Source organism: Novosphingobium huizhouense, assembly GCF_020179475.1.
GTDB classification, from domain to species: domain Bacteria; phylum Pseudomonadota; class Alphaproteobacteria; order Sphingomonadales; family Sphingomonadaceae; genus Novosphingobium; species Novosphingobium huizhouense.
This window is the reverse complement of the sequence record NZ_JAILXZ010000003.1, coordinates 350735-376351: the sequence shown is the minus strand read 5'-3', so window position 1 is coordinate 376351 and position 25617 is coordinate 350735. Positions and strand designations below refer to the sequence as shown.

The 25617-nt window shown below is 66.4% G+C and carries 27 protein-coding genes and 1 pseudogene; 13 read left to right on the top strand and 15 right to left on the bottom strand.

The genetic code is table 11. The features are described from left to right. Positions 1-62 precede the first annotated feature (62 nt). The 3 genes from K3A85_RS13715 to K3A85_RS13705 are packed head-to-tail and all read right to left on the bottom strand — an operon-like array spanning position 63 to position 2642. Positions 63-524, bottom strand: coding sequence for a DUF2497 domain-containing protein (locus K3A85_RS13715; RefSeq protein ID WP_225207078.1), 462 nt, complete (start codon positions 522-524; stop codon positions 63-65). A gap of 46 nt (positions 525-570) precedes the next feature. Beyond that, positions 571-2037 (bottom strand): TolC family outer membrane protein, encoded by a 1467-nt coding sequence (locus K3A85_RS13710; RefSeq protein WP_225207077.1) that lies wholly within the window; start codon positions 2035-2037, stop codon positions 571-573. Between the two features lie 5 nt (positions 2038-2042). Then, positions 2043-2642: a protein-L-isoaspartate O-methyltransferase family protein gene (locus K3A85_RS13705; protein ID WP_225207076.1), complete on the bottom strand. Its 600-nt coding sequence runs from the start codon at positions 2640-2642 to the stop codon at positions 2043-2045. A gap of 179 nt (positions 2643-2821) precedes the next feature. On the opposite strand from K3A85_RS13705, the gene K3A85_RS13700 reads away from it, so the two are divergent. The 4 genes from K3A85_RS13700 (at position 2822) to K3A85_RS13685 (ending at position 7833) form a co-directional block, all read left to right on the top strand. Beyond that, entirely contained in the window at positions 2822-4345 is a 1524-nt protein-coding gene (locus K3A85_RS13700) for a fumarate hydratase (protein ID WP_225207075.1), read from the top strand. A gap of 109 nt (positions 4346-4454) precedes the next feature. Next, a complete protein-coding gene (locus K3A85_RS18200) occupies positions 4455-6428 on the top strand; it encodes a sensor histidine kinase (RefSeq protein WP_404822941.1) in 1974 nt (657 codons plus the stop codon). Between the two features lie 73 nt (positions 6429-6501). Beyond that, positions 6502-7191, top strand: coding sequence for a LytR/AlgR family response regulator transcription factor (locus K3A85_RS13690; RefSeq protein WP_404822957.1), 690 nt, complete (start codon positions 6502-6504; stop codon positions 7189-7191). A gap of 111 nt (positions 7192-7302) precedes the next feature. Continuing rightward, the gene (locus K3A85_RS13685) at positions 7303-7833 is read left to right on the top strand and encodes a hypothetical protein (RefSeq protein WP_225207073.1); all 531 of its coding nucleotides are present in this window, start codon (positions 7303-7305) and stop codon (positions 7831-7833) included. A gap of 30 nt (positions 7834-7863) precedes the next feature. Here K3A85_RS13685 and K3A85_RS13680 read toward each other — a convergent pair whose 3' ends face one another. Further along, positions 7864-8211, bottom strand: a complete 348-nt coding sequence (locus tag K3A85_RS13680; RefSeq protein ID WP_225207072.1) for a hypothetical protein — start codon at positions 8209-8211, stop codon at positions 7864-7866. A 51-nt stretch (positions 8212-8262) separates the two neighbouring features. Next, positions 8263-9444, bottom strand: a complete 1182-nt coding sequence (locus K3A85_RS13675) for an aspartyl/asparaginyl beta-hydroxylase domain-containing protein (protein ID WP_225207071.1) — start codon at positions 9442-9444, stop codon at positions 8263-8265. Between the two features lie 98 nt (positions 9445-9542). Here K3A85_RS13675 and K3A85_RS13670 point away from each other — a divergent pair, with 98 nt between their 5' ends. After that, positions 9543-10532 (top strand): sulfotransferase family protein, encoded by a 990-nt coding sequence (locus K3A85_RS13670; protein ID WP_225207070.1) that lies wholly within the window; start codon positions 9543-9545, stop codon positions 10530-10532. A gap of 11 nt (positions 10533-10543) precedes the next feature. On the opposite strand, the gene K3A85_RS13665 is transcribed toward K3A85_RS13670, so the two are convergent. The 4 genes from K3A85_RS13665 to xseA form a co-directional block, all read right to left on the bottom strand. Then, positions 10544-12103 carry a tetratricopeptide repeat-containing sulfotransferase family protein gene (locus K3A85_RS13665; protein WP_225207069.1) on the bottom strand — a complete coding sequence of 520 codons (1560 nt, stop codon included), beginning with the start codon at positions 12101-12103 and terminating at the stop codon, positions 10544-10546. A gap of 113 nt (positions 12104-12216) precedes the next feature. Continuing rightward, positions 12217-15351 carry a TonB-dependent receptor domain-containing protein gene (locus K3A85_RS13660; protein WP_225207364.1) on the bottom strand — a complete coding sequence of 1045 codons (3135 nt, stop codon included), beginning with the start codon at positions 15349-15351 and terminating at the stop codon, positions 12217-12219. Positions 15352-15696: 345 nt separating this feature from the next. Next, positions 15697-15897, bottom strand: a complete 201-nt coding sequence (locus tag K3A85_RS13655; RefSeq protein WP_225207068.1) for a DUF2093 domain-containing protein — start codon at positions 15895-15897, stop codon at positions 15697-15699. Positions 15898-15923: 26 nt separating this feature from the next. Further along, positions 15924-17384, bottom strand: coding sequence for an exodeoxyribonuclease VII large subunit (xseA, locus tag K3A85_RS13650; protein WP_225207067.1), 1461 nt, complete (start codon positions 17382-17384; stop codon positions 15924-15926). On the opposite strand from xseA, the gene purD reads away from it, so the two are divergent. Then, positions 17383-18660 carry a phosphoribosylamine--glycine ligase gene (purD, locus tag K3A85_RS13645; protein WP_225207066.1) on the top strand — a complete coding sequence of 426 codons (1278 nt, stop codon included), beginning with the start codon at positions 17383-17385 and terminating at the stop codon, positions 18658-18660. The genes xseA and purD overlap by 2 nt on opposite strands. A gap of 34 nt (positions 18661-18694) precedes the next feature. On the opposite strand, the gene K3A85_RS13640 is transcribed toward purD, so the two are convergent. Both K3A85_RS13640 and K3A85_RS13635 read right to left on the bottom strand, forming a co-directional pair. Beyond that, complete coding sequence (locus K3A85_RS13640; RefSeq protein WP_225207065.1) at positions 18695-18916, bottom strand: hypothetical protein; 222 nt, start codon at positions 18914-18916, stop codon at positions 18695-18697. Between the two features lie 72 nt (positions 18917-18988). Further along, positions 18989-19984 carry an adenosine kinase gene (locus K3A85_RS13635; RefSeq protein WP_225207064.1) on the bottom strand — a complete coding sequence of 332 codons (996 nt, stop codon included), beginning with the start codon at positions 19982-19984 and terminating at the stop codon, positions 18989-18991. Between the two features lie 124 nt (positions 19985-20108). On the opposite strand from K3A85_RS13635, the gene K3A85_RS13630 reads away from it, so the two are divergent. Continuing rightward, positions 20109-20540, top strand: coding sequence for a hypothetical protein (locus K3A85_RS13630; RefSeq protein WP_225207063.1), 432 nt, complete (start codon positions 20109-20111; stop codon positions 20538-20540). Positions 20541-20544: 4 nt separating this feature from the next. Here the strand turns inward: K3A85_RS13630 and K3A85_RS13625 are convergent, their stop codons facing one another. The 3 genes and pseudogenes from K3A85_RS13625 to K3A85_RS13615 form a co-directional block, all read right to left on the bottom strand. Next, positions 20545-21123 (bottom strand): DoxX family protein, encoded by a 579-nt coding sequence (locus K3A85_RS13625; RefSeq protein ID WP_225207062.1) that lies wholly within the window; start codon positions 21121-21123, stop codon positions 20545-20547. Between the two features lie 56 nt (positions 21124-21179). Beyond that, a pseudogene (locus tag K3A85_RS13620) lies at positions 21180-21464 on the bottom strand (Rrf2 family transcriptional regulator); the annotation flags it as partial. A 23-nt stretch (positions 21465-21487) separates the two neighbouring features. Next, positions 21488-21811: a hypothetical protein gene (locus tag K3A85_RS13615; protein WP_225207060.1), complete on the bottom strand. Its 324-nt coding sequence runs from the start codon at positions 21809-21811 to the stop codon at positions 21488-21490. Between the two features lie 126 nt (positions 21812-21937). Between K3A85_RS13615 and K3A85_RS13610 the strand changes: the two genes are divergently transcribed. From K3A85_RS13610 to K3A85_RS13585, 6 genes are all read left to right on the top strand, one after another. Then, the gene (locus tag K3A85_RS13610; protein ID WP_225207059.1) at positions 21938-22369 is read left to right on the top strand and encodes a CBS domain-containing protein; all 432 of its coding nucleotides are present in this window, start codon (positions 21938-21940) and stop codon (positions 22367-22369) included. Positions 22370-22449: 80 nt separating this feature from the next. Continuing rightward, positions 22450-22782 (top strand): HesB/IscA family protein, encoded by a 333-nt coding sequence (locus K3A85_RS13605; protein ID WP_225207058.1) that lies wholly within the window; start codon positions 22450-22452, stop codon positions 22780-22782. Continuing rightward, the gene (xth, locus tag K3A85_RS13600) at positions 22779-23558 is read left to right on the top strand and encodes an exodeoxyribonuclease III (RefSeq protein WP_404822939.1); all 780 of its coding nucleotides are present in this window, start codon (positions 22779-22781) and stop codon (positions 23556-23558) included. The genes K3A85_RS13605 and xth overlap by 4 nt, the downstream gene beginning before the upstream one ends. Before the next feature lie 114 nt (positions 23559-23672). Then, positions 23673-23822, top strand: coding sequence for a hypothetical protein (locus K3A85_RS13595; RefSeq protein WP_225207057.1), 150 nt, complete (start codon positions 23673-23675; stop codon positions 23820-23822). Continuing rightward, entirely contained in the window at positions 23819-24502 is a 684-nt protein-coding gene (gene msrA / locus K3A85_RS13590) for a peptide-methionine (S)-S-oxide reductase MsrA (RefSeq protein WP_225207056.1), read from the top strand. The genes K3A85_RS13595 and msrA overlap by 4 nt, the downstream gene beginning before the upstream one ends. Before the next feature lie 43 nt (positions 24503-24545). Beyond that, the gene (locus K3A85_RS13585; RefSeq protein ID WP_225207055.1) at positions 24546-25007 is read left to right on the top strand and encodes a Fur family transcriptional regulator; all 462 of its coding nucleotides are present in this window, start codon (positions 24546-24548) and stop codon (positions 25005-25007) included. A gap of 9 nt (positions 25008-25016) precedes the next feature. Here the strand turns inward: K3A85_RS13585 and K3A85_RS13580 are convergent, their stop codons facing one another. Continuing rightward, complete coding sequence (locus K3A85_RS13580) at positions 25017-25550, bottom strand: GNAT family N-acetyltransferase (RefSeq protein ID WP_225207054.1); 534 nt, start codon at positions 25548-25550, stop codon at positions 25017-25019. Between the last annotated feature and the right edge of the window lie 67 nt (positions 25551-25617).

The following is a 25617-nucleotide window of genomic DNA, read 5'->3' as shown; positions in this document are numbered from 1 at the left end:
CCGGATAAGCGGTTGGGCGCCGGAATTCCAGCCTGCAGGACAACCGGCAAGCAGGGGAACTGTCAGCCCTTCTTGCCGACGATCCGGGCGATCTCGCTCGCCACCATCTTTTCCACCATCGGCGGCAGGTTCTTGTCGAGCCATTCGGCCAGCATCGGGCGCAGCATTTCGCGCACGAGGCTTTCGAGCGAGGTTTCGCCCGAGCGCACGATCTGCGGCTGGGCTCCGGGTTCGGACAGCATGGCGAGCGCCGCGAGCGAATCGCGCATCGAAGCGGCGGTGGTTTCGGGCAGCAACGGCGATTCGTCCCGATCGGCCGATACCGGCAGATCGTGATCTTCGGCCAGGACCTGCGCTGCAATCTCGGTAAGGTCGAGCACTTCATGGACGCGGTTGGGCAGCGCATCGGCGGCGCCGGCGCGGGATGCGCGGGACTGCGCTGCTTCCACGCGATTGTCGCGAGCGATCACCTTCTTGATCGATTCGAGGATTTCCTCGACCGACGGTTCTCCAGCCTGGCGCATTATCCTGATCCCGTGCCCCATAAACAGCGCCTGCCCGAATCCCCCCTCAGGGAGCAGGTTGCGCCGGAATTGTCGCATCCTGCGCCGGAGAGTCAACGGTACGGGTTGCTACGGGCTTGGGCGCCGGGTCGCTGGCCCAGTCCCAGATCTTGCCCTTCACCCGGTCGTAGTTCACCTGGGGATCGTAAAGCACCGCACTTTCGGGCCCGGCGTCGAGCGCAAGGTCCTTGGCCTGTGCCTTGCCCATCGCCGCCAGCAGGTTGAAGCCGGCGACATAGGCATTGCGGCGCGCGGCGACGAGCTGGACCTGTGCCCTCAGCAGTTCCTGCTCGGCATCGAGGATGTTGAGGATGGTGCGATTGCCCACGGTGTTCTCTGCCCGAACACCCTCGAGGCTCAGCGCCGCGGCCTCGACCGCGGTCTGGTTCATCGCGATGATGTCGTTGGCCGCCTTCCAAGAGGTGAAGGCGGAGCGGACCGTGGCGATGACCTCGCGCTCGGTCGAAATCTCCTGCTCCATGGTCGCGCCTTCCACCGCCTGCGCCTGGCGTTCGCGCGCTGCGGGCAGCCCGCCCTGGAACAGCGGAATGGACGCCTGGACCCCGGCTTGCGCCGTCGTCTGTCCCTGCGTCGCACCGGCGCTGCCGACACTTCCGAGAGTTCCAAGGTAATTGGTGTAGTTGCCCCCGGTGAAGACCGAAACCCGCGGCAGCCGTCCTGCGCCGGCAACCTTCACGTCATAACCAGCAGCCTTGCTGCGCTGGCGCGCGGCCAGCAGATCGGGGTTGTTGGCGAGCGCGATGTCCACCGCGTCATCGGGCGACGCCGGCAGGCCGGCGAGCGGCGGCGGTGGCTGGAGGTCGACCGGCGCCTTGCCCACCACCTGCACGTAGCGCTCGCGGCTGGCGACAAGATTTGCTTCGGCGGTGCGCAGGTCCCCGCGTGCCAGGGCGAGGCGCGAATTCGACTGGGCAACGTCGGTACGGGTCACGTCGCCGATCTCGTAGCGGTCGGTCGTCGCCTTGAGGTTGACCTCGAGGACCTGCACGTTGCTACGGTTGAGCCCGACGATCGCCTGGTCGCGGATCACGTCCATGTACGCCGCCACGGTCTGGGCGAACACGCCGCTTTCGACACCCTGGAGATCGGCCTGGCCGGCGAGCACGCGCGTCTTGGCGGCCCGGACCGAGTTCTTGATCGCCCCGCCGGCGAAGACCGGCACGGAAAGCGACAGGTCGTTCGACGTCTGGCGGCTCGGTGCAAGGAAGCTGTTCGAGGTCTGCTTGACGAACTCGGTGTAGCTGGCCGTCGCCGCGAGCGAAGGCAGGCCGGAAGCACGCGCGATCGGCACGCTCTCGTCGGTAGCCCGCTGGTTGGCGCGCGCGGCCTGGAGACTGGGATTCGTCTGATAGGCAGCGACCAGCGCGCCGCGCAGATCGTCGGCGAACGCCGGGGCAGTCAAGGCAGAAACCGACGCTACCAGCAAGCCGACCCGCAGAGTGCGGGCGTTCATGGGTTTCAGAAGCTCCACTTGGCAGGCTCGGCATATTCAGGGAGCAGCGCGAAATCGGCTTCGGCAAGGCTGGTGAGCACGATCTCTCCGCCCACCTTGCGGCCGAGGGCGAGCCGGGTAACGCCGCGTTCGAGCAGGCCGGTGACGATTCGGCCGTCATCGACGAGCGCGGCGCCGAACGCCGACGGAAGCGCCTCGATCGCACCGTCGACGAGGATCAGCGAGTAATGGGGCTCGGCGAAATCGGTGCTTCCGGCAGCGGCAGTGACTACGGACGCGCCCATCGCCCGGACCAGCGCGGCGAGGTAATCGCCCGGCTTGCCGACAACGAGCACACGGTCGCGTGCCTGAACTTGAGCCGCGGTCAGCATCTGGCCGTGGCTTAGCGCCGGGGCAAGTACTGCGCCGTCGGCGAGCGGAACCGCGCGGTCGACATAGGCCACGGCGGCGCGCGCCGGGGGCACGAAATCTTCGCGTGCCACGCTGTCGAAGGCGGCAAGCACGGCCGGATCGTTGACGCCGCTGACGCGCAACTGGCTGTCGATCATCGCACGCCTGGCCTGCGCCATCGCGCCCGAGGCGTTGCGTTCTTCCACCAGGGTCATGAAACCATCCCTCACTGCCGCCGGTCGGCGCTGCCACGCGGGTGGCCATGCGGTGCAACCGGTTCAATCCTTGTTGCATAGGCCTCTAGATTAACACGCATGCCGCGCCAAGCGCTTTGCATGTCGCCGGTCGGCGCGTAAGGGGCCTCCATCGAAGGGCAACGAGGGAGTCTCCCGCGATGGGCGAGATGGTGACGATCCGCGAAGCGGACCTGATCGAAAGCGTGGCCGACGCGCTGCAGTACATCAGCTATTTCCACCCGATGGACTATATCCGGGCGCTGGGCGAAGCCTACAAGGCCGAGCAGGGACCCGCCGCGAAGGACGCCATCGCGCAAATCCTGACCAACAGCCGGATGTGCGCAGAAGGTCATCGCCCGATCTGCCAGGATACCGGCATCGTCAACGTGTTCATCGAATGGGGCCAGGACTGCCGGCTCGAGTCCGACCTGTCGCTGCAGGATGTGGTCGATGAAGGCGTGCGCCGCGCCTACAACCACCCCGACAACAAGCTGCGCGCATCGGTGCTCGCGGACCCTGCCTTCACGCGCCGCAACACCCGCGACAACACGCCGTGCGTGCTGCATGTCGAGATGGTCCGGGGCAACAAGGTTACGGTCGATGTCGCGGCCAAGGGCGGCGGCAGCGAGAACAAGTCCAAGTTCAAGATGATGAACCCGTCCGAGAACATCGTCGACTGGGTGATCGAGATGCTGCCGCAGATGGGGGCTGGCTGGTGTCCGCCGGGCATGCTCGGCATCGGCATCGGCGGCACGGCGGAGCACTGCGTGCTGCTTGCCAAGAAGGCGCTGATGGAGCCGATCGACATGGCCCAGCTGAAGCAGCGCGGACCGCAGACGGACATCGAGCGCATGCGCATCGAGATTTTCGACAAGGTCAACGCGCTCGGCATCGGCGCGCAGGGGCTTGGCGGCCTCTCGACCATTCTCGACGTCAAGATCATGGACGCGCCGTGCCATGCTGCGGGCAAGCCCGTGGCGATGATCCCCAATTGCGCCGCCACCCGCCATGCGCACTTCACGCTCGACGGCTCGGGCCCTGCCTATCTCGAACGGCCCAAGTTCGACGAGTGGCCGCAAGTGCACTGGGCGCCCGATTCTGCGGCAAAGCGCGTCGACCTCGACACGCTGACCCAGGAAGAGGTGCAGAGCTGGAAGGCGGGGGATCGCCTGCTGCTCAACGGCAAGATGCTGACCGGCCGTGACGCCGCGCACAAGCGCATCAAGGACATGCTCGCCAAGGGCGAGGAACTGCCGGTCGATTTCCGGGGCCGCGTGATCTACTACGTCGGCCCGGTCGACCCGGTGCGCGACGAAGTGGTCGGCCCTGCCGGCCCCACGACCGCCACGCGCATGGACAGCTTCTCGGACCAGATGCTCGACCTCGGCCTTCTCGCCAGCGTGGGCAAGGCCGAACGCGGTCCTGCCGCGACGCAGTCGATCGCCAACCACAAGTCGGCCTACCTGATGGCCGTGGGCGGCGCGGCCTACCTCGTCGCGCGGGCGATCAAGGAAGCCAAGGTGGTGGGCTTCGAGGACCTCGGCATGGAGGCGATCTACGAGTTCACCGTGGCCGACATGCCGGTGACCGTGGCCGTCGACAGCGACGGCCAGAACGTACACCAGCTTGCCCCGCTGGTGTGGAAGAAGAAGATAGCCGAAGAGCACTTGCTCGACGCCTGATTTCGGGAAGACCGGCGTCCGATTGCGGGCGCCGGTCCCATCAACGACCGATGCCGTCCGACCAGCCGCGCTGGCGCTGGTCCCCCGCGGCGGTGTACAAGGTCTGCAAATGGCCTCGGTTCCACTGCAAGACCTCGACGACCTCCCGCCTTCCAGCACGCGTCCGCACGTGCCCGCGCGCCAGGTCGTGATGTCCGCCATCGCGCTCTGGCTCTGCTACTTCGTGCTGATCACCGTGCGCGGTCTCGTTGTCGAGCTCGGCGAGTTCCAGGAGTTGCTCTGGCGTCGCGGGCTGGTCACGCTGGCCGGCATCGCGGTGACCCTGCTGGTCTGGCCGCTCCTGCGGCGCTTCGACGGGCGCAGCATCAGTGTGCGGGTTGCAGCATCCCTCGTGCTGATGTTGCCCGCCGCACTGGCGCTTGCGGTCATCAATCAGAAGGCGTTCGCTCCGGTCGAGCAGCGCATCACCGAACGCATGACCTCCCACCAGGGTGCCGCGCCGCCGCAGGGGGCGCCTGCGCAGCCAGGTAGGCAGGCAGGGCAGGCGGGGGCGCCTGCAACCGAAACTACGCCCAATCCTCCGGCCGACGTCCAGATCCGGCACGATCTCTCGGGCAACGTCCTGATCGACGTGCCCGAGCCGATGCCGGTGAAGCCGCGCGTCACGCCGCCCTCGCCGCCTGCGCCTCCCGCACCGCCTGCGCCCCCCGCACCGCCCGCGCTTCCGGCGTTTCCAAAGGACTTCCCGATCACGGTGCGTGATCGTCCCGACGGTAGCTCCGAAATGGTGACCCCCGGCGGGGTGGTCATCCGGCACAATGCCGATGGCACCGCGACGCTGCGAACCGGGACTACGACCGTCCGGCTCAAGGGCGAGGAGGCCGATGACATCGCCCGCCAGATCGAGGACGCGCGACGCCAGGCGCTCGATATGCAGCGGATCGTAGCCCTGGATGCGAGGCGGCAGGCGCTGGAAGCCGGACGCGAGGCTCGTGAGGAGGCGCGACAGGCGTTGGAGGACGGGGGCGACTTCGATGTCGATGACGCGCCCGAAGACGGCGGCGGATCGGAAGGAGAAGCACCGCGGCGCGTTTCGGGCGCAGCCCGACCGTCGGCACAGGTCAAGGAGCCTCGATCGGAGCGCCATCGCGAAGCTCCGCATGGTCTAGCGAAACCTCGCGCAGCGGCCAAATCCGTGGACAAGAGCTCCGGCGCCACGGCTGCGCCTTCCGCGGTTCCTGCCGCTTCCCCTGTTGCACCCGTCGCAACTACCGCGATCGCGAATCCGGCAGCCGCGCCAGCGCAGCAACTGGCCGCAGCGGCGATCCGCAAGTCGGTGGAGAACGAGGGGTTGTGGCGTCAGCTTACCGATGTCGCCTTGGGGCGGTATTTTCTGCTGATAGCCTGGGCTGCGCTCTATCTCGCACTTGGCAACGGCGAGATGGCGCGTGCGGCGGAGCGCCGCGAGGGAGAGTATCGCCGCGCAGCGAAGGCGGCAGAGCTGCGTTCGCTGCGCTATCAGGTCAATCCGCATTTCCTCTTCAACACGCTCAACTCGCTTTCTGCGCTGGTGATGGTCGGTCGTACCGAGCAGGCCGAGAAGATGATCCAGACGATCTCGAGCTTCTATCGCCACAGCCTCGCCAGCGATCCTACATCGGACGTGCCCCTGAGCGACGAGATCGCGCTGCAGCGCCACTACCTCGAGATCGAATCGGTGCGCTTCCCCGAGCGCTTGCGCACCGAGTTCGATGTACCCGACACGCTGCTTACAGCATGCGTCCCGGGAATGATCCTGCAGCCACTCGTCGAGAATTCGATCAAGTATGCGGTCTCGGCCAGTACGCGTCCGGTAGTCGTGCGCATTTCCGCGCGCGAAGCCGAGGGATTGCTGGTGCTGACTGTCGCCGACGACGGACCGGGGAAGGTCGGTCATTCCGGCAGTACCGGCATCGGCCTCGCCAACGTCCGCCAGCGGCTCGCCGCGCGGTTCGGAAAACGCGCCAGCGTCGAAAGCGGGGCGCTGCCCGCCGGGGGCTATGCGACCGTGCTGACGCTTCCCGTCGTGCGGGCCGATTGCTGATGATTCCTGGAGAGAGGGGACCTTCGCCTTGCGCACTTTGATCGTTGATGACGAACCGCTTGCGGTCGAACGGATGCAAATCCTGGCATCGCGCATCACGACCGTGCAGGTGGTCGGTACGGCGAGTGACGGCGCACAGGCCTTGCGCCTGATCGACGCCTTGAGGCCCGATCTCGTGCTTCTCGACATGACGATGCCCGAAGTCGACGGCCTGTCGGTCGCAAGGAGTGTTGCCGGCGGACAGCACAAGCCGGCGGTAGTTTTCGTCACTGCGCACGATCATTTTGCCGTCGAGGCATTCGATCTCGACGCGGTGGACTACGTGCTCAAACCGGTAGCGCAGGAGCGGCTTGAGCGAGCGATTGAGCGCGCACAGGAGCGCCTCGCGGCGCGGCGCGCCGGCAGTGCCGCTGTACCGGCAACGAAGGATCCCTGGATCGAGGAGTTCTGGGTTCCCCACCGGAGCGAGCTGGTGCGGATCGCGGCACTCGATCTCGACCGGATCGATGCAGAACGCGACTACGTTCGCCTCCACGTCGGTGATCGATCGTATCTGTTGCTGCACACTATCCAGGGGCTCGAGGATCGGCTCGATCCAGAGCGCTTCATCCGCCTGCACCGTTCGACGATCGTCCGGCGGGACCGCATTGCCGGGCTCCGCCACGACGGGCTCGGAGTCTGGTCCGCCGAACTGGTCGACGGAACGATGCTGCGCATCGGACGCACCTATCTTGCACGGGCGAAGGCGATGGCCGGGCGCTGAACCGGGGCAGGCGGATCGATTTCCTGCACGTCCATGGGAGCATTCGACGGTGATTGACCGTGCCGCCCCGGGAAGGAATAAGGTGCAGCCGACCGTGCGCAAGGAACGAAGATGCGATTGCAGTTGCTGTTGATATCGTCCGCGATCTTCGCCGCCGCCACGCCGGCGTCCGCGGCGCCGCGCGACGAGCAGAAGGTGGACGAGCTCCCGTCGGTCTTCGAAGCGGTCCTCGGCTGTCGTTTGATCACTGCGGAAGCCGAACGCCTTGCCTGTTTCGATCGGTCCGTGGCCGCCATGGCCAACGCCCGCGAGCAGAAGGATCTGGTCGTCGCGGACCGCGCGACGCTGCGGGAGACAAAGAAGGGCCTGTTCGGCTTTACGCTGCCGAAGCTGCGCCTGTTCGGCGACACCGAGGGGGAGGACGTCGCGCAGATCGAATCGACCATCGCCGGGGTGCGGACGGGCAAGGACGGTTTCGCCGTCTTCACCTTGCCGGACGGCGCGCGCTGGAAGCAGACCGATGGCGGACAAAGCTGGGCCCGCACCGGCGACAAGATCGTGATCAAGCGTGCCGCGCTTGGCAGCTACATGGCGAGGATCGGCAATCGGGCCGCAATCAGGGTTCTGCGGCTCGCCAATTGAGCGCATGCATCGGCAGATGGCGGCGGGCGGTCAGTTGCCCTGCGACATCGCCTTTCCCTGCATCGCCTCGAAGGTGTCGCGCGCGTTCTGGTTGCCCGTCTGATCGGCGCTCGTCCACATCGCATTGGTGCGGCAGCTGTAGCGCTTGCGGGCGAGTGAGCCCGTTTCCTCTGATTTCACGCAACGAATGTAGTTGGGATCGTCACGCGAAAGGGTGGCGTTATGGGCCCGGACCTGCGCCTGGGTCATCGTCCTCGGATCGATCGCATCGCCGTCGGCCATGGCGGGAGCACTGGCTGCCAAGCTGGCCGAGGCGGCCAGCGCGAAGAAATGGATGTTTGCCATCGGTCCGTACTCTCGATCGGGATTGCTGAACAAGGCTATGCGGTATTCGCTCCTTGCACAACACCTGCCGAACGAAGGCTTGATCTACTTCAGGGCGGTTTCGCTGGCAGCGAGGTAGCACGCGACCGCTTCGCGCTCGCGCTCGCTCAAGTGCGGGTTCCACACGTCGAGAATGAGCACGGCACGGCGGCGGTTGCTTCGGTTCCAAGCTTCGTGTTCGATGGTGTCGTCGAAGGCGAAGGCCTTGCCTTCTTCCCATTCGCGCGTTTCGTTTCCGACCCTGAAGCCGCAGTTGCCCGGCACTTCCAGGGCCAGGTGGACGATCGCGCGGGTATTGGTCACGCCGGTATGGGGCGGGATGTGGCTGTTGGCTGCCAACATCGAGAAGAAGACGTTGGGGGCGCGGCCGGGAACGCGCATCAGCGGCAGCCGCTCGAGCAGCGCCGCCGTCTCAGGGCAACGGGCCAACACCGGTTCGTTTGGTCGACCGAACTCCCATAGGAAGCACACCGACCAATCGAGAGATCCGTCGAGGCCCGACCACTTGTTGTCGGGAGTGCCGGCCTCCATGCGCACGTAGGGACGCAACTCCTCCCCCGGGGCGGCAAGCAGGTCGCGCATTTCCCGGGCGATCGTAGCAGTGCTTCCCTCGAGTTCGGTCAACCACGGAAAGTGCGCGCGATCGAAATACTCGTCGGCGGGCAGGAATGGGTAGTGCAGTCCCGCACATTCGTTGTGGTAGATCCGGCGCTGGCCGAGAGCGGTCTCTACGAACGCCGAAATCCGCCGGTGATCGCGCGCTTCGCTGGTCCGGGCGATCGCCAGTGCGCCTTCGCTGGCTGCGGCAAGCCGTGCCCGCAGCGCCGCGCAATAGCGCTCGCCCTCCGCCAGTTCGGCCGCCAATGCCGGCGATACCCGAGGGAACTCGCTGGCCAGCTGGCGAACGCCCTGCCAGCACTGCAAGGCTGCCTGCTCTTCTCCGAGCCGCTGGTGAAGCTGTGCCATCCTCAGTTGTGCAATGAAATCGAGCCGGTTGATCGCGAGCGCGGACTCGAGCGCGCGGCGTTCGCCTTCATGTTCGCCGGCCAGGCGATAGGCATGGGCGAGGTTGATCCACAGCGGGCCCGCTCCCGGGTCGGCGCTCGTCGCCTGCTCGAAGGCAGCGATGGCCGTTGCGCAGTCGCTTGCCTGCAGTGCTGCGATACCCCGTGCGTTTGCCGCTTCTGCGCGTGCGAGCGCGCCGTTCGAAAAAATTTCCGACCCCATGGAACCAAGCGTAATGCGATGCGTTGTTGGTAACAAGCCGGTCTGCGTCTACCAGGCATCAAGGGTTGTGGCGTCGTGAGAGAATCGTGGGAGCTGTCTTGAACGACGCGGAATGGCTGGCGCACCGTCACGTCGAACCATCCGACGCGATACGCTTTGTTGCGGTTCCGCGTGCCGATCATGAGGGGGCGCCGTTCCTCGTGGACGAGGCATTGCAGCAAACCCCGCGCGATCATCGCGACGTGTCGATCGCCACGTGCTTGCGGGAGACCGATCGAGCGCCGTTCGGGATGATCTTTCACTCGGCCTTCTGTGGATCGACTTTGCTGACGCGCGCACTGTCGTTGCCGGGGCTGGCGATGGGCCTGTCCGAACCCGTGCTGCTCAACGACGTCGTCGGGTTCCGCCAGCGCGGCGCAAGCGGTGCGGCCGTCGCGCGCCTTGCCGACGTAGCGCTGCGCTTGCTGGCCCGGCGGTTCGCCCCCGACGAGCCGGCCATCGTCAAGCCATCGAACGTGGTCAACCCGCTGGCCGAGTTGTTTCTCTCTCTGCACCCGCAAGCGCAGGCGCTTTTCCTCTACGCACCACTGGAGACGTTCCTTGTCTCGGTGGCGCGCAAGGGGCTGGCCTGCCGTCTCTGGGCCCGCGAACTGGCTGCGCGCTTTGCGCCCGAAGGGATGTTTGCACCGCTGGGGATCTCGTTCGAGGACCTTTTCGCGCAGGTCGACCTTCAGGTCGCCGCCGCCGGCTGGCTGGCCCAGCACCGCCTCTTCCAGCGGCTTGCCGACAAGCTGGGTCCGCACCGGTTGAAGTTGGTGGACGCCGATCAATTGATCGCGCACCCCGCGACGACATTGCCCGGGATCGTGGCGCACCTCGGGCTCCGCAACGACGACGCCTTGCTCGCCGACGTCATTGCGAGTCCGGCGCTTGCCCGCCATTCGAAGTCTGGTGAGGCCTTCACCGCACAGGATCGCAGCAACGCCTATCGCGAGGCACGCGCAGCCTATGCCAGCGAGATCGACGGCGTTCTGGACTGGTCACGCAAGGTGGCGGACAACGCGGGGATCCTGCTTGATCCCACTTGATCGCGGCTGGTCTAGCGGTCGTAGCCCAGTCGCTCCACCCAAGGTGCAAGGATCGGCTCGACCGTTGCGAGGAACGCGGCATGCCGCTCCCACTGGCGCGTACCGTCGAACAGGCCCCGGCGAACCTGACGCGCGCTGGCGGTGGCGACGCCGCGCGTTTTTGCGGTACGGTCGAACCGGCGCAGGTTCTCGCTCCACGGCTGGCCGATGAATGCGCAGATGGCGCGGGTCTGGGCATCGAAATCCTGCACCAGGCAATGGTAGGGTACTTCGAGCAATTTGAGCGGCAGCCGCTCGCGCGCACGTTCGATCAGCGTCATCAAGGCGGCGTAATGGCGCGCCGTCCCTTCGAGCGTGGTAAAGTCCATCGCCGCGTTGGTGAGGGCGAAGTTGGTGCGAAAGCAGCTCCAGACCACGTCGCGCGGATCACGTCGTACCAGCAAAATGTGTGCATCGGGGAAAAGCCGGGCAATCAGCGGGAGCCGGATGCTTTTGAGCGGGTCCATGTCGACGAAGCATCGCCCCGCGACGGCCAGCCCGGCAGAAGCGACGTGACGCCAGTAGGATTCGCGGAAGGGCATGAGGCCAGACTCGTCGAGTGCATCGAGACCCGCGAGGCCGCCTTCGACGAGAAAGGCTTGGTCCGCCTCACGGAGCGTCGGACGTTCCTCGAGGGCGAGAGTGTCTGTCAGCGAGGCAAGAATGTTCTCGAGCAGGGTGTTGCCGCTGCGGGGATAGCCGAGCACGAATACGTGGGTTTGTGCTGCTCCCCGGGCAGTGTGGGGCTGCGGTGATGGCCCGGGTCGCATCTGCGCGATCTGGTCGGAGATGCTCTCGATGAAGGCGCGGTGGCTTGTGCGACCTGCGAACAGCGGCGCATGGACCGCGGCGAAATCCGCATTGGCCTGCGCGTAGGCGGCTTCCGCCCCGACCGGATCGTCGCAACGATCGCGGGCGTCGCCGACCAGCGACAACAGGTGGGCACGTTCGGCCGAGGCGCCGGGCAAAGCGGCAGCGGCATTTTCGGCAATGGCACGCGCTCGAGCCGCGTCGCCGGTCTCCAGCTCGATCGCGGCAAGTGCAGCACTGGCCATCGGATCGTGGGGGTCCTGCGCCAGTGCGGCCTGTGCATGGATTCGGACTGCCGGCTCGTCCCCATCGCGCGCGGCAAGCGAGGCGAGTCCGGCGTGAGCGGCGCCGTGGTCGGGCACCAGCGCGACAACCTCGCGATAGCAGCGGGCGGCTTCCTCCATCGCGCCACCGGAGGCCATGACGCGGGCGCGTTCGAGCCATGCTTCGGGGTAACTGGGCGCCGCCGCGATTGCCACGTCGCAATGAAGCGCCGCGTCGCGCAACCGCCCGGCATCACGCAGCAGGCCGGCGAGGCCGATCAACGCCTCGGGGTCGCGCGGCGCAATCTCCAGCGCCTGCCTGAACCATTGCGCAGCACCGCCGGCATCGCCCCGCAGCGCGTGAAACCAGCCGAGCGTATTGCAGTGGACTGCGCTTAGATCACCGGTCGCCAGTACCTTTCGGGCCTCGGCCGCAGCCTCTTCGAGTGTCACGGTCATCCGCCGACCATGGCGCGCAGTCGCACGGCGCGTCAATCGGGCGCTGCCGGGCAAAGAAAAGGGGCGGACATTGCTGCCCGCCCCCGTTCTTGTGGCTCTGCGCCGAAGTTCGATCAGAACTTCATGCGGGCGCTCACCGCGAAGCGACGGCCCAGCGCGTCGTAGGTCGACGGGTAGGTGTTGCCGCTGTTGTAGGTGGTCGAACCGATGGTGTTGCCGACCACCGGGGGCTTCTTGTTGAACAGGTTCTGCACCGCGACGGTGAAGGTCAGCCGGTCCATGTTGAAGCGGGTGGTCAGGTCGAAGATGTCATAGGCGTTGATCTTGCCGAAGTTGACCGTCTTGCCGCTGAGGGCGCCGCTGCCGTCGGGGATCGTGCCTTCGAACGCCGGACCGGTAGCCAGCACGTCTGCAGGCTCCTGGCGGACGCCCGAGATGTGGCGCCACAGGAACGACACGTCCGCACGGCCGATGCCGAAGGTGTTACGCACCGACCACTGGTACTTCGGCTGGATCGACCCGGTGAACGAGCAGTTCACCGAATAGTAGCCGACGCATTCGCGATAGAGGCTGGTCGGGGTGGCCTTGTACTTCGAGTGAGCGGTGTAGTTGCCGTTCGCCGTCAGGTTCCACTTCACCGCACCGAAATCGTACGAGTAGCTGAGGATGACGTCGATACCCGAGGTCGACAGGCGACCGAGGTTGCTGAGCGGGGCGAAGAGGCCCGCGGTGGTTGCCGGATCGCCGTCGAGACCGCCGGTAACGGGGTTGCGGCGGATCACGGTGCAGGCCGGATCGGTGGCGCTCGAAGCCGAAACGTTGTTGAAGCAAGCATCAACAAGGTCGCCCGGCAAGGGAGCGCCGATCACGTCGGTGACCGAGATGTTGTAGTAGTCGACCGAGAGGGCGAAGCCACGGATCGCCGCCGGCTGGATGACGGCGCCGATGGTCCAGGTGTTCGCCTTTTCAGGCTGCAGGTTGAGGTTGCCGCCCGAGGTGACGTTGGCCTGGGCCGCGGTCGGATTCTCGATCGAGCCGATCACGCCGGCCGGAGCGCCCTGCGCAAGGCAGACCGCGCGCAGGTTGGCGTTCGAGACCGGAGCCGATCCGGCGCAGGGGTCGGTGGCGAGGTTGGTGAGGCCCGTGGTCAGCGGCGTGAACAGTTCGCCGATGTTGGGCGCACGCACGGCGTGGGCGTAGTTGCCGCGGATCTTCAGGTCCGCGATCGGTTCCCAGCTGCCGCCAGCCTTGTAGGTCCAGGTGTCGGTCGAGCCGCCGCCACGAACCTTGTACTTCGAGTAGCGCGCACCGCCTTCAACGGTCAGGCTCTTGAAGAAGGGCTTGTCGGTGACCAGCGGGGCGATCAATTCGCCGTACGCTTCCCACACGTCGTAGGCGCCGTCGATGTCCGGAGCCGCGCCACCGGCGCCGCCCAGTTCGCCCGGGGTCTTCGACAGCAGGTCCGACGCCTGCTTGGCGGTGTACTTGCGATATTCGGTGCCGAGCGCGAAACCGACCGGTTCCGAAGCCGAGGGCACGCTCCAGCCGAAATCACCCGACAGCAGGCCGCGGGCCTGCAGCAGCGAGGTGCGAACGGTGGTGGTGCTGTTCTGGCTGATGTACGAAGCAGCGGCCTTGCTGATACCGCCGGCGGTGAACACGTCAGCCGGGACGCAACCGTCGGTGCTGTCTTCGCAGACCGGGTTCGCAGCGGTGCCGTTGACCAGCAGGGCGTTGCGGATGCGCGACTGCAGCGTGTAGTTCTGGATCGTCTGGACCTTGTCCGATTCACCGTACGAACCGCTCACGTCCCAGTCGACCGTCGAGGTCAGCGCGCCGCGGAAGCCGAGGCGGTAGTCGAAGACCTGGCTGGTGTAGTCGCTGATGCGCGGGCCGACTTCGACCGCGCGGCGGTTGAGGTTCACCGTCACCGTGCGGTAGTTCGGATCGCTCGAATCCGTTGCCGTGGCGGCAGCGGCGCATTCGGCCTGGCTGAAGCGCGGGGTGTATGCGATCTGGCCCGAGACGGCGTTGCCATCGGCGTCGACGCCGTTGACCACCGGAGCGACGTTGAACGCGCAGAACTGGTTGCGCAGCGCGGCCGGCAGGAACGGGTTGTTGAGGTTGACCGTGACGCTGCCACCGAACGAACCCGAAGGCGCGATGATCGTCTTGATCGTGTTCTTCACGAACATGCCGCGGGTGTAGACTTCAACCGCGTCGGACAGCTGGTAGTTGGCCTGTGCGAAGATGTTGAAGCGACGGAACGGCGTCTGGAAGATGTTGTACGGGTTGAAGTTGAACCGCGCGTAGGTGCCGACGGCCTGCCCAAGGTCGTTGAGCTGGCGCGAACCGCCGTTGGCGGCGCCGCCTTCGACTTCGGCCAGGATCGGCGTGCCGTCTGCCAGCGTGCCGGTCTGGGTGAGCGCGGGTGTGGTGTTGATCAGGCCGGTGCCGGAGATCAGTGGGCGCGTGCCGGTGAAGCGCGACGGGATCGAGGTGCCCGAACCGCCAGCCGTGCCCGAGAAGCTGTCGAGCTGGTAGTACGAGAAGTCGCGGTCGCCCTGGTAGATCGGGTTCGAGTTCTGGTAGCCCAGGCTCAGCACCGCGTTGCCGCGGCCGTCGTCGAAGTTGACGCCGGTGGTGATGTCGGCGCGGAAGTAGTTGCCGTCACCCTTCTGCGTGATCTGGTCCGACACCGAGATGTCGACGCCCGAGAAGTCCTTCTTGGTGACAAAGTTGACCACGCCGGTGATCGCGTCCGCACCATAGGTGGTCACGGCGGCGCCGGTCAGCGCGTCGACGCGGTTGATCAGCGCGAGCGGGATGTTGTTGAGGTCGACGCGGCCCGAAAGGTCGGCCGGCACGATGCGCTGGCCGTCGATCAGGACGATGTTGCGGTTCGAGCCGAGGCCGCGAAGGTCGACGTAAGAGGAACCGCCGTTGCCGTTGTTGACCGCCGAGCCGATGTTGGCGACGATGCCGGGAACTTCACGCAGAACTTCTTCCGCGGTGTTCGACTGCTTCAGCTCGATCTGGTCCGACGTGGTGACGTTGACCGGGGTCGCCTGAACGAGGTTGGGGTTGCGGATCAGCGAACCGGTGACGACGATTTGCTGCTGCGGCTCTGCGTCATCGGACGCCTGCGGCGGCGTAGCCGCTTCCTGCGCGAACGCCGTCTGCGCCACCATGGCGAGGCAGAGCGCTGCAGGCGCGACACCAGCCTTCAGTTTCGAGAAATTCTTCATGATCGTTCCAGCCCCTATGAGGATGGCCGCCGGATCGACGGCCATTGTCTAGGCCCGAAAGCATGATGTCGTGCCCACGCACGTGAGCCCCTCGATCCTGCCCCCGGATCGCGAACTGGTGGCAGAGCGGCGTACCTTTAGTAAAGATTCACGAAGGACGGTGTGCGCTATTCCGTACCGATTGTAACCATAATGCCACACCGGGCGCGTTGCCGCGCGCGAAGCGTACGATAAAGATGCTGCATCTTTGCGACCGGGTGGCAAATTTGCGTGCGGCAGCAGCAAATTATTCGCCCCTTGCGTGGCGCGGCCGAATTCCCGCCGATGGGGCGTCGGGGGCGCAGCTCAGCGCTCCAGCATGCGTTTGGTCGCGATCGCAGCAGTTGCGTAGGCTTCCTGGCGCTCGGCGCTCCAATAGCGGAGCATATCGAGCGGGATCGCCGCTCCGCTGATTGCGCAAAGAACATGGTCGCCTGCCGAAAGCTGGCGGAAGGTGCCGGGCAGGTAATGGAGCCGTGCGAGACGGCCGGCAGGAGGCATCAACATGGCGCCTCCTTACCGACGCGTCGGCATCAAAGCAATTTGGGTTGCACTCCGCCCTCGAGTGGCTTCGGCCTCGTCGGGCGGAGCGGCGGGGCTGCGCCGGTCGCAACGTCGAGCGCACCATCGGCGAACTTGAGCGTCAGCGCAGAGCGAGCAGCCGCGCTCGCTCGATCCTTGATCACCATGCCGTCACGATCGGTGACAAGCACGTAGCCACGTTGCAGCGGCGCTTCCGGATCGAGCGAGCGGCGCAGCCGGTCGAGCGCCTCGACCTTGCCGCGGGCGTGGTCGATCCGGTGCAGGACGAGTTGCGCGCGCAGTCGGTGTCCGGCCAGCCGCTCACGTTCGCGATCGAGGCGGGTCGACAGCAGGGCGGGTCGTAGCGCCCCTGCCGAGCGGGCGAGCGCGCCGCCGGCGATCTCAGTCCGATGCAGCAGCGCGCGGCGCAGCCGATCGGCAAGGTCGTCGAGCCGCTGCGCCTGGGCGTCCAGCAGTCCCAACGGCTCGGGCAAGCGGTCGCCGCGCGCCGCGAGGCGTTCGCGGGCAAGCGACAGCAGGCGGACCACCGCGCGTTGCTTGCGCGCGTGAAGGTCGCTGATCGCGGCCGAAAGCTCGCCCCGCACGGGCACTGCGATTTCGGCCGCGGCGGTCGGCGTCGGCGCGCGGCGGTCGGCGGCAAAGTCGGCGAGCGTGGTGTCGGTCTCGTGCCCGACCGCACTGATCACCGGGATCGAGCATTCGGCGATCGCACGAACCACCGCTTCCTCGTTGAAGCCCCAGAGATCCTCGATCGATCCGCCGCCCCGTGCGACGATCACGAGGTCGGGACGCGGGACCGCGCCGCCCGGCGCCAACTCGCTGAACCCGCGCACCGCCGCCGCAACCTGCTCTGCCGAGCCTTGTCCCTGGACCAGCACCGGCCAGACGACGACGCGGCTGGGGAAGCGATCGCGCAGGCGGTGCAGGATGTCGCGGATGACTGCGCCCGTAGGGGACGTAACCACCCCGATCACCTGCGGCAGGAACGGCAGCGCGCGCTTTCGCTCTGCAGCGAACAGGCCTTCGGCCTCGAGTCTGGCCTTCGTCTTCGCCAGGAGCGCGAGGAGGGCGCCTTCACCCGCAATCTCGAGGCGGTCGATGATGATCTGGTAGTTCGACCGGCCCGGGTACGTCGTCAGCTTGCCGGTTGCGATCACTTCGATGCCGTCCTCGGCGCGAAACGACAAGCGTTGCGCACCGGTGCGCCACATCACCCCGTCAAGGCGTGCATTCTCGTCCTTGAGGCAAAGGTAGAGGTGGCCCGATGCGGCGCGCTTCACCCCTGACAACTCGCCGCGAACGCGAACGAAGCCGAAGCGATCCTCGACCGTGCGCTTGAGCAGCGCGGAAATCTCCGAAATCGACAGGGCGGGGGCGTTGTCGCGATCGCGTTCGCTCGCTAGGAGCCCGCCTGCCGCAAGGTCATCGTCGGGCGAGGAAGGAAAAGCCATGAATATCCTGCTGATCGGGTCGGGTGGGCGCGAACATGCCCTTGCCTGGAAACTGGCCCAATCGCCGCTACTCGACAAGCTCTATGCGGCGCCGGGCAACCCCGGCGTGGCCGAGCACGCGGAGTTGGTCGCATTGGACCTTGCCGACCATGCGGGCGTCGTCACCTTCTGTGAGGCGCACCGTATCGGCCTTGTCGTCATCGGACCCGAAGCACCGCTCGTCGACGGCCTCGCCGATTCATTGCGGGCGGGCGGATTTTCCGTCTTCGGGCCCGGTCGCCTCGCGGCGCAGCTCGAGGGGTCGAAGGGGTTCACCAAGGATCTCTGCGCTAGGGCCGACATTCCCACCGCAGGATATGTGCGCGCGAAGACCGCCGCCGAAGCCCACGCGGCGCTCGACCGGTTTGGTGCTCCGGTCGTGATCAAGGCGGACGGCCTGGCGGCGGGCAAGGGCGTGGTCGTCGCGATGACGCTGCCCGAAGCGCAAGCGGCGGTCGACGAAATGTTCGACGGTGCGTTCGGCGCTGCCGGTGCTGAAGTGGTGGTCGAGGAGTTCCTGTCGGGCGAGGAAGCGAGCTTCTTTGCCTTGACCGACGGAGCGACAATCGTTCCGCTGGCCTCGGCGCAGGATCACAAGCGCGTGGGCGACGGCGATACCGGCCCCAACACGGGCGGGATGGGCGCCTACAGCCCGGCGCGCGTGCTGACGCCGGAACTCGAAGCCCAGACCATTTCCCGGATCATCGCGCCTACGGTGAAGGCGATGGCCGATGACGGCATGCCGTTTTCAGGCGTGCTCTACGCCGGATTGATGCTGACCGACGAGGGGCCCAAGCTGATCGAATACAATGCGCGCTTCGGCGATCCGGAGTGCCAGGTCCTGATGATGCGTCTCGAGAGCGACCTCGTGGAGCTGCTGCAGGCTTGCGCCGACAGCAAGCTCTCCTCGATCGAGCCGCCGCGGTTTTCCGCAGAACCGGCGCTGACGGTGGTGCTGGCTGCGAAGGGGTATCCCGAGGCGCCGGCCAAGGGCGGTCGGATCGACGGCATCCGCGCAGCAGAAGCGGCGGGCGCCAAGGTATTCCACGCTGGAACCACGCTGGGAATGCATGGCGCGCTGACTGCAAGCGGCGGCCGGGTGCTCAACGTCACCGCACGCGGTCAAAGCGTCGGCGCTGCGCGCGACGCTGCTTATGCCGCGGTCGACGCAATCGTGTTCCCTGACGGGTTCTGCCGTCGCGACATCGGCTGGCGCGAGGTCGAGCGGGAGGGCTGACGGTCGAGGGCGGCCGAGGCCGCCGGCGTAGACCTCAGACCATCATGTTTACGCTGCCGGCGGTAATGTCGGTCGGCTGACGGGGCACCGTGACGCTCGGGTCGTAGCGGCTCGGCGGATCCTGCGTGGTGATGCACGTTGCCTTCTGCACCGTGGGCGACACGGGAGTCGCCTCGTAGCTGGTGCGGCTGGCCGGGGTGCCGGCAAGAACCGGCGAGATGGGGGAAACGCCTGCGCTCATGGTCTGTCTCTGCAATACGCGCACCTTCGCGCGCGGACGTCAGAACGGCGGCATCGGCTTGCGTTTAACCCCCACGCGCAAAAAAATTCAGGCGGTCACCGATGCGGTCAGCGTGGCGAGATCGGCTTCGGGGCGCGCGCCATAGTGCGAGATGACCTCGGCCGCACAGATCGCGCCCAACCGCAGGCAGTCCGCGAGCGGCAGATTGCGCACGTGGCCGAACAGGAAGCCGGCAGCGAACTGGTCGCCGGCACCGGTCGTGTCGACCACGCGGTCGACCGGCTCGGCAGGTACGTGCGCTTCCTCGCCACGCGCAACCGCATGCGCGCCCTTTTCGCTACGCGTCACGACAAGCGTCGGTACTTTCGCGCCGAGCGCTGCGATACCTTCATGGAAGTCGTCGAAGCCCGTCAGTGCGGCGAGCTCGTGCTCGTTTGCAAACAGGATGTCGATCTCGCCGTCCTCGATGAGCTTGCGGAAATCGTCGCCGTGCCGGGCGATGACAAACGAGTCCGACAGCGTGAACGCCACCTGTCGCCCTGCTGCCCGCGCCGCTGCGATCGCCTTTCGCATCGCCCGGCGCGGTTCCTCCGGGTCCCACAGATATCCTTCGAGATAGAGCACACTGGCCGAGGCGATGGCGGTTTCGTCGAGCGCCTCGGCGGGCAGGAACTGCGATGCCCCGAGGAAAGTGTTCATCGTGCGCTGCCCGTCCGGGGTGACGAAGATCAGGCACTGGGCGGTGGGCGGTTCGGCCGGGCGTGCCGGCGTATCGAATGCGATCCCGCCGGCGCGGATGTCGTGGGCAAAGACGCGGCCGAACTGGTCGTCCGCAACCTGACCGATGAACGCGCAGCGCGCACCGAGCGCGGCGAGCCCGGCGAGGGTGTTGGCGGCCGACCCCCCGGAGATCTCGCGCGCCGGACCCATCGCCGCATAAAGTTCACCCGCCCGGCGAGCGTCGACGAGGGACATGCCGCCCTTTGCCAATCCCAACGATTCGATCTGCGCGTCGTCGGCGGGCGCCATCACATCGACGATGGCATTGCCGATCGCGATGACGTCGATAGATGCGGCGGTCATGTATTCTCCATCCTTGGGAACCGGGCGCGGAGGGGGTAGCGGTCAAGCCCGGGCGCCGCAAGCGGGCTACTGTCTAGCGCGCGCTGCGTTGACAGGAGCCTGTCGGGCGCTTCATGCGGCTCGTATGTTCTGTCGAGCCCTCAGCATCGTTGCCTTCTGCACCCTTGTCGCAGGGTGCGGGGGCGGTTCAACGGGGGTCGCGACCAGCGCAACGGGCAAGTCGACGACCATCGCCAGCACCGGCCGGACGCCGACCCGCCCTGTCCTCAAGGTGCCGGCACGGCCGACAGCGACGGTCCTCAATCTGCCGGGCCTCGAAGGCGTCGTCGGCGCCGATGCCGACCAGCTCGTTCGTCAGTTCGGCACGCCCCGACTGGACGTTCGCGAGGAAGATGCACGCAAGTTGCAGTGGTCAGGCAGCGCCTGCATCCTCGACGCGTTCCTCTATCCTGTCGCGCCGGGAGCAAGGGCGACAGCGACCTACGTGGAAGCGCGGCGCGGCGATGGCCGCGACGTCGATCGGGCAGCCTGCGTCGCGGCGCTACGCCGGCACTGATCGCTCACCCAAGCGACCACCATTTGCGCTTCCGGCGATCGGGAAGTCCGTCGCCGTCAAGATCGGGTGTTGTTACGTAGGTCGTCTCGCTCGCGGCGACCGGCTGGCCTTGGGCGAGCGCCGACGCGTGACCCTCTGCGCGTGCCGCGCGAAGTTCCGCCTCGCGGGCGCGCTGCTCGGCCTCGCGCGTGGCGATTTCGCCGCGGCGCGCGATCTGCATGGAATCATAGCTCCAGCGCATCTGGCTGTGTGCGAACAGGCAGAGGAAGCCGCCCGCGATCGACAGGTTCTTGAGCGCCATGCTTGCCTGGATCGGATCAGCGAGGTTGCGATGGAACAGCAGTGTGGCGAGCAAGCAGAAGCCGGCGAACAGGATCGCAAAGAGGCGGGTCATGAAGCCGAGTGCGATCGCGAGCCCGCCGATCAGCTCGAACAATGCCACCGGCACGGCGAGTCCGGCCGGCAGGCCGGCGGCGGTGATCATCGCATTGGTACCGTCGAGATCGAACAGCTTGCCGGCGCCGGATACGACAAACAGGATGGCCAGCAGGATACGGCCAGCGAATGCAGCGATACTGTTCATGGCGGTCTTCTCCCGCAGGCCCGGCGCGGGAGGCGCAGAGCCCTCTTTCGCCCGGTTCAATCGCCCGGCGCGGCGCAGGTTCCTCGCGACACGTTCGCGGCCAGCGGTGGCAAAAGCGTCCAAGGCGCAAAAGCAGGGGTGCCCGCGCACGCCGCGTCCGCCAGCGAGTAGCGGTCCAGGACAGTCACGAATGCCTCTAGCGCCTCGGCGAGGATGCTCGAGAGACGGCAATCGCAGCGCAATGTTCTACGTCCGCATTCTGCGAACTTCATGCCTCGCACGAGCAAGCGAACGACCGCGCCGATTTGGATTTCGGGCGCATCGCGGGCAAGCACCACGCCGCCGTTGCGGCCGCATTAGTGATTCAGATTTCGGGCCCGCCCCATTCGATACCGTCGTCGAGAGGATCGTCGATGGTTTCGTCGTGTCCAGTTCCGCTGGAAAGGAAGACGAGGCCCATCAGCGCTGCCATCAGCATCATCGTGAGGCCGATCCCAAGGAACGTCGCGATGTAGAGGTGGATCGAGACAAGTCCGAACTGGTTCCACAAGTAGACCCAGACCCCGAATATGGTTGCGAGCGTTGCCGCAGCCATCCCCCGCAGGAGACTGCGGTATCGACTCCAGGCGTGCGCCGCATTGCGCGGATCGTCGAGCGGCGAGGGGCGGGGGGCGGGTGATCTGGGCATCGGGGGGGAACATGGGCCTTTGCAAGGGGATGGGCAATGCTTTGACACCGCCGGTAATCTTGGCATCATCGTGGCGGCCCGAGGTGCGAAAAGCATCCAGGCGAACAACGAAAGCAGGAGGATGCCATGACGATTGCCAGGCTCATAGCCGGTCGTTCGGGCGACGTATGGAGCACCCGCGCGGATGAGACTGTCGCTGCAGCCATTGCCTTGCTCGCCGAGAAGCGAATCGGCGCGCTGCCGGTCGCGGACGAAGGCGTTCCGGTCGCCGGGATCTTTTCCGAACGCGACGTGATCCATTGCCTCAAGGCGCACGGGGCGCGAGCGCTCGAAATGAAAGTCCGCGACGTGATGACCGCCCCGGTGATCAGCGTGGCCCCGTCCGACAGCGTGCTCCACGCGCTTGGCCTGATGACCCGGCGGCGCATCCGCCACCTGCCGGTCATCGAAGGCGGAGCGATGGTGGCGTTCATTTCTATCGGTGACCTGGTCAAGCACAGGCTTGATGCGATCGAGGCCGAAGCACACGCCATGCGGAGCTATATCCAGTCGGCCTGAACGGCCCTTGCGGGCTGCCGTGCGGGAACTCTGCACCGCTACCGCTTGAGCAACGGCCTCTGCGCGCCTATCTCGCTCTCATGAGCGAACCCGTCGTGACCCTCGCGCCGAGCGCCGCAGCGCGCGTTGCCGCCATTGCCGCAAAGCAGGCGAAGCCCGCCATACTCCGCCTTTCGGTCGAAGGCGGCGGGTGTTCTGGTTTCCAGTACCGCTTCGCTCTCGCCGACGCGCCGGAAGCCGACGATGCGATCTCCGAGACCAATGGCGTGAGGCTCGTGGTCGACGCGACGAGCCTCGATCTCGTCAGCGGTGCGACCGTCGAATACATTGAATCGCTGGGCGGCGCCGCGTTCCGTGTGACCAATCCGCAAGCTGCTTCGGGTTGCGGCTGCGGCGCGAGTTTCAGCGTGTGACGATCAAGGTCGCAAGCTTCAACATCAACGGCATCAAGGCGCGCCTGCCGCGGCTCTTGGAATGGCTCGAGGAGACCCGGCCGGCGGTCGCCTGCCTCCAGGAGATCAAGACGCAGGACGAGGGCTTTCCTGCCGCCGAGTTCGAGAAGATCGGCTACCGTGCGATCTGGCATGGACAGAAGGGCTTCAACGGGGTGGCGATCCTCGCCGATGGCGAGGCGCCGCGCGAAGCCCACCGCGGTTTGCCCGGCGACCCGGAGGACGAACACGCCCGCTATCTCGAGGCGGACGTGTTCGGCTTGCGCGTCGTATGCATCTACCTGCCGAACGGAAATCCGCAGCCCGGCCCCAAGTTCGACTACAAGTTGCGCTGGATGGAGCGCCTGCGCATCCGGATGCGCGAGCTCCTCGCCGAGGAATTGCCGGTCGTGGTGATCGGCGACTACAACGTGATCCCCGAGGACAAGGACACGTTTTCAGTGCGGGCGATGGCGGGCGATGCACTGATGCAGCCCGAATCGCGCGATGCCTACCGCCGCTTGCTCAACGACGGCTGGACTGACGCGATAGATCTGCACAACCCGCAAGGAGGCGTGTGGACGTTCTGGGACTACCAGGCCGGCGCCTGGCAGCGCGATCACGGTTTTCGCATCGATCACGCGCTGCTGTCGCCTGCGCTTGCCGACCGGCTCGAAGCGGCCGGTGTCGACAAGGCCTATCGCGGCCGCGAGAAGGCCAGCGATCACGCGCCTATCTGGGTCGCCCTGCGCAGCTGACGTAACCTTGTAGGCAGCGAATACGAATATCTCCGCATTCTGTGCGGCCGTTCACAGCGGCGTCAGCTTGCGCACGGCAATGCCACCCCGTTTCCAACTCGTGGACAACTTCTCATGCGACTGTTCGCCAAGGATTTCTACCGCTCTCTCCTGCTCGGATTCGCCATTGGCTCGCTCGGGATGGGCGTGTCGATTGCTGCCCGCGTCCATGTCGCCGAGGCGGCAGAGGTTTCTGTCGCGGTTGCAGCCGGGCAGGGCCGATGAGCGCGCCGCTGCGTGCGCTGACGGCAGCGGCGGCGGTGCTCGTGGCCGCGACTGCCTGCCAGCAGCCCGCGCTTGCCGAGCAGGCCTATCGCGCGCCGGAAGCGGCTGTCCGCGCGGTCGAGCCCGCGGGCCGGCGCACCGCGGTGTTCGCCGGGGGTTGCTTCTGGGGCATGGAGGCGGTTTTCAGCCACCTCAATGGCGTCACCAGCGTGGTTTCGGGGTATGCGGGCGGCAGCCGCGCTCAGGCGGATTACGAAACGGTGAGCAGCGGGACGACACGCCACGCCGAGGCAATCCGGGTGACCTACGATCCCACGGTCATCCGCTACGACCAGTTGCTCCAGGTTTTCTTCGGTGTCGCCAGCGACCCGACCCAGCTCAACCGGCAGGAACCCGACGTCGGCACGCAGTATCGCAATGCGCTGTTCCCGCTCGATCGCGAACAGGCACGTGTCGCTGCAGGCTACATTGCGCAGCTGCGCCGGCTCGATCCGTGGAAGCGCCCGATCGTGACTCGGGTGGAGCCCGGCCAGGCTTTCTTCCCTGCCGAATCCTATCATCAGGACTTTGCCTTGAAGAACCCGGACCACGGCTACATCCGGCGCTGGGATGCGCCCAAGGTGGCCGCGCTCCAGCGGACATTCCCGCAGTTCTGGAAGAGCAGCTTCACCCCCGGGTGACCATCAAATTGCGATTCCCTGTGCCAAGGCCTATCTTAGACCGATGGGCGGCCATCAACACCATCACCACCACGCCGGCGAAACGCTCGTCGAGGCCGCGCGCGACGTCCTCGTGACCGCGGGCGAGCAATGGACCGACATGCGCGCCGACGTGTTCGAAGCGCTGGCGGCGCAGGACAAGCCGGCCTCGGCCTACGACATCGCCGAAAGCGTCGGAATTCGCCGCGGCAAGCGCGTTGCGGCCAACAGCGTCTATCGCATCCTCGACCTCTTCGTCCGGACCAACCTCGCCCGGCGCGTCGAAAGCGCCAACGCTTATCTCGCCAACACCCACCCAGGCTGCCGCCACGATTGCATCTTCCTGATCTGCGACGCCTGCGGGCAGGCGACGCACCTCGACGACGACCGCCTCACCGGCCAGCTTCGCGACGCGGCGCGTGGCGCAGGCTTTGCGGACGTACGCCCGGTGGTAGAATTGCGTGGCGTCTGCAGCCACTGCGCCTGACCCGGTATCTCAGAGGCGCTTGCCCATGCGCTTGAGCGGAACCGGCGTCCCCCCGCGCGCATCCTCGATCTCCTCGAGCACTTCATAACCCGCCATTGCATAGAGCGGCACCCCGGAAAGGGTGCCCATCAGCTCGCAGCGGGCGAACCCTTCGGCCTTCGCCGCGGCCTCGCAATGAGCCAGCAGCGCCCGTCCGACGCCCATGCGGGCAAATGCGGGAAGGGTGTACATCGCCCTGATCCGCGCGGCCTCGCAGGCTGGATCGAGCAGCCGCGGCTCCCGCAACCCGGCGCTGTGATCGCCGCCGTACAGCGTTGCACGACGGCTCCACCCTCCGCAGCCCACGATCGCGTCTGCGATTTCGGCGACGAAATAGGTCCCATCCTCGATCAGCTGTCGGTCGAGACCCATCACCGCCCGGCTCGATTGGACCTGCTCGGGCGTGAGGAAGCCGCGCTGCAGTTCGCCGATGGCTGCATCCATCACGCCGCGAAGCGTGTCGAGGTCGTCGCTTTTGGCAAGGCGAATGGCGATCTGTGGCATCGTCGTTGCCATGACGTGCCCCGGCCCGCATGTGCAAACGCTTTGTTGTGGTTGGACGCGGCGTAAC

Bases quoted from the DNA above. Each gene is read 5' to 3' on its own strand.
- xseA (WP_225207067.1), bottom strand. From the start codon at position 17,384: ATGGCTTTTCCTTCCTCGCCCGACGATGACCTTGCGGCAGGCGGGCTC.
- K3A85_RS13715 (WP_225207078.1), bottom strand. From the start codon at position 524: ATGCGCCAGGCTGGAGAACCGTCGGTCGAGGAAATCCTCGAATCGATC.
- K3A85_RS13690 (WP_404822957.1), top strand. From the start codon at position 6,502: ATGCAAATCCTGGCATCGCGCATCACGACCGTGCAGGTGGTCGGTACG.
- K3A85_RS13625 (WP_225207062.1), bottom strand. From the start codon at position 21,123: ATGAACAGTATCGCTGCATTCGCTGGCCGTATCCTGCTGGCCATCCTG.
- K3A85_RS13665 (WP_225207069.1), bottom strand. From the start codon at position 12,103: ATGACCGTGACACTCGAAGAGGCTGCGGCCGAGGCCCGAAAGGTACTG.
- K3A85_RS13655 (WP_225207068.1), bottom strand. From the start codon at position 15,897: ATGTTGATGCCTCCTGCCGGCCGTCTCGCACGGCTCCATTACCTGCCC.
- msrA (WP_225207056.1), top strand. From the start codon at position 23,819: ATGAGCGCGCCGCTGCGTGCGCTGACGGCAGCGGCGGCGGTGCTCGTG.
- K3A85_RS13710 (WP_225207077.1), bottom strand. From the start codon at position 2,037: ATGAACGCCCGCACTCTGCGGGTCGGCTTGCTGGTAGCGTCGGTTTCT.
- K3A85_RS13675 (WP_225207071.1), bottom strand. From the start codon at position 9,444: ATGGGGTCGGAAATTTTTTCGAACGGCGCGCTCGCACGCGCAGAAGCG.
- purD (WP_225207066.1), top strand. From the start codon at position 17,383: ATGAATATCCTGCTGATCGGGTCGGGTGGGCGCGAACATGCCCTTGCC.
- K3A85_RS13660 (WP_225207364.1), bottom strand. From the start codon at position 15,351: ATGAAGAATTTCTCGAAACTGAAGGCTGGTGTCGCGCCTGCAGCGCTC.
- K3A85_RS13595 (WP_225207057.1), top strand. From the start codon at position 23,673: ATGCGACTGTTCGCCAAGGATTTCTACCGCTCTCTCCTGCTCGGATTC.
- K3A85_RS13685 (WP_225207073.1), top strand. From the start codon at position 7,303: ATGCGATTGCAGTTGCTGTTGATATCGTCCGCGATCTTCGCCGCCGCC.
- K3A85_RS13610 (WP_225207059.1), top strand. From the start codon at position 21,938: ATGACGATTGCCAGGCTCATAGCCGGTCGTTCGGGCGACGTATGGAGC.
- K3A85_RS13585 (WP_225207055.1), top strand. From the start codon at position 24,546: ATGGGCGGCCATCAACACCATCACCACCACGCCGGCGAAACGCTCGTC.
- K3A85_RS13615 (WP_225207060.1), bottom strand. From the start codon at position 21,811: ATGCCCAGATCACCCGCCCCCCGCCCCTCGCCGCTCGACGATCCGCGC.
- K3A85_RS13635 (WP_225207064.1), bottom strand. From the start codon at position 19,984: ATGACCGCCGCATCTATCGACGTCATCGCGATCGGCAATGCCATCGTC.
- K3A85_RS13630 (WP_225207063.1), top strand. From the start codon at position 20,109: ATGTTCTGTCGAGCCCTCAGCATCGTTGCCTTCTGCACCCTTGTCGCA.
- K3A85_RS13700 (WP_225207075.1), top strand. From the start codon at position 2,822: ATGGGCGAGATGGTGACGATCCGCGAAGCGGACCTGATCGAAAGCGTG.
- K3A85_RS13705 (WP_225207076.1), bottom strand. From the start codon at position 2,642: ATGACCCTGGTGGAAGAACGCAACGCCTCGGGCGCGATGGCGCAGGCC.
- K3A85_RS18200 (WP_404822941.1), top strand. From the start codon at position 4,455: ATGGCCTCGGTTCCACTGCAAGACCTCGACGACCTCCCGCCTTCCAGC.
- K3A85_RS13580 (WP_225207054.1), bottom strand. From the start codon at position 25,550: ATGCCACAGATCGCCATTCGCCTTGCCAAAAGCGACGACCTCGACACG.
- K3A85_RS13605 (WP_225207058.1), top strand. From the start codon at position 22,450: ATGAGCGAACCCGTCGTGACCCTCGCGCCGAGCGCCGCAGCGCGCGTT.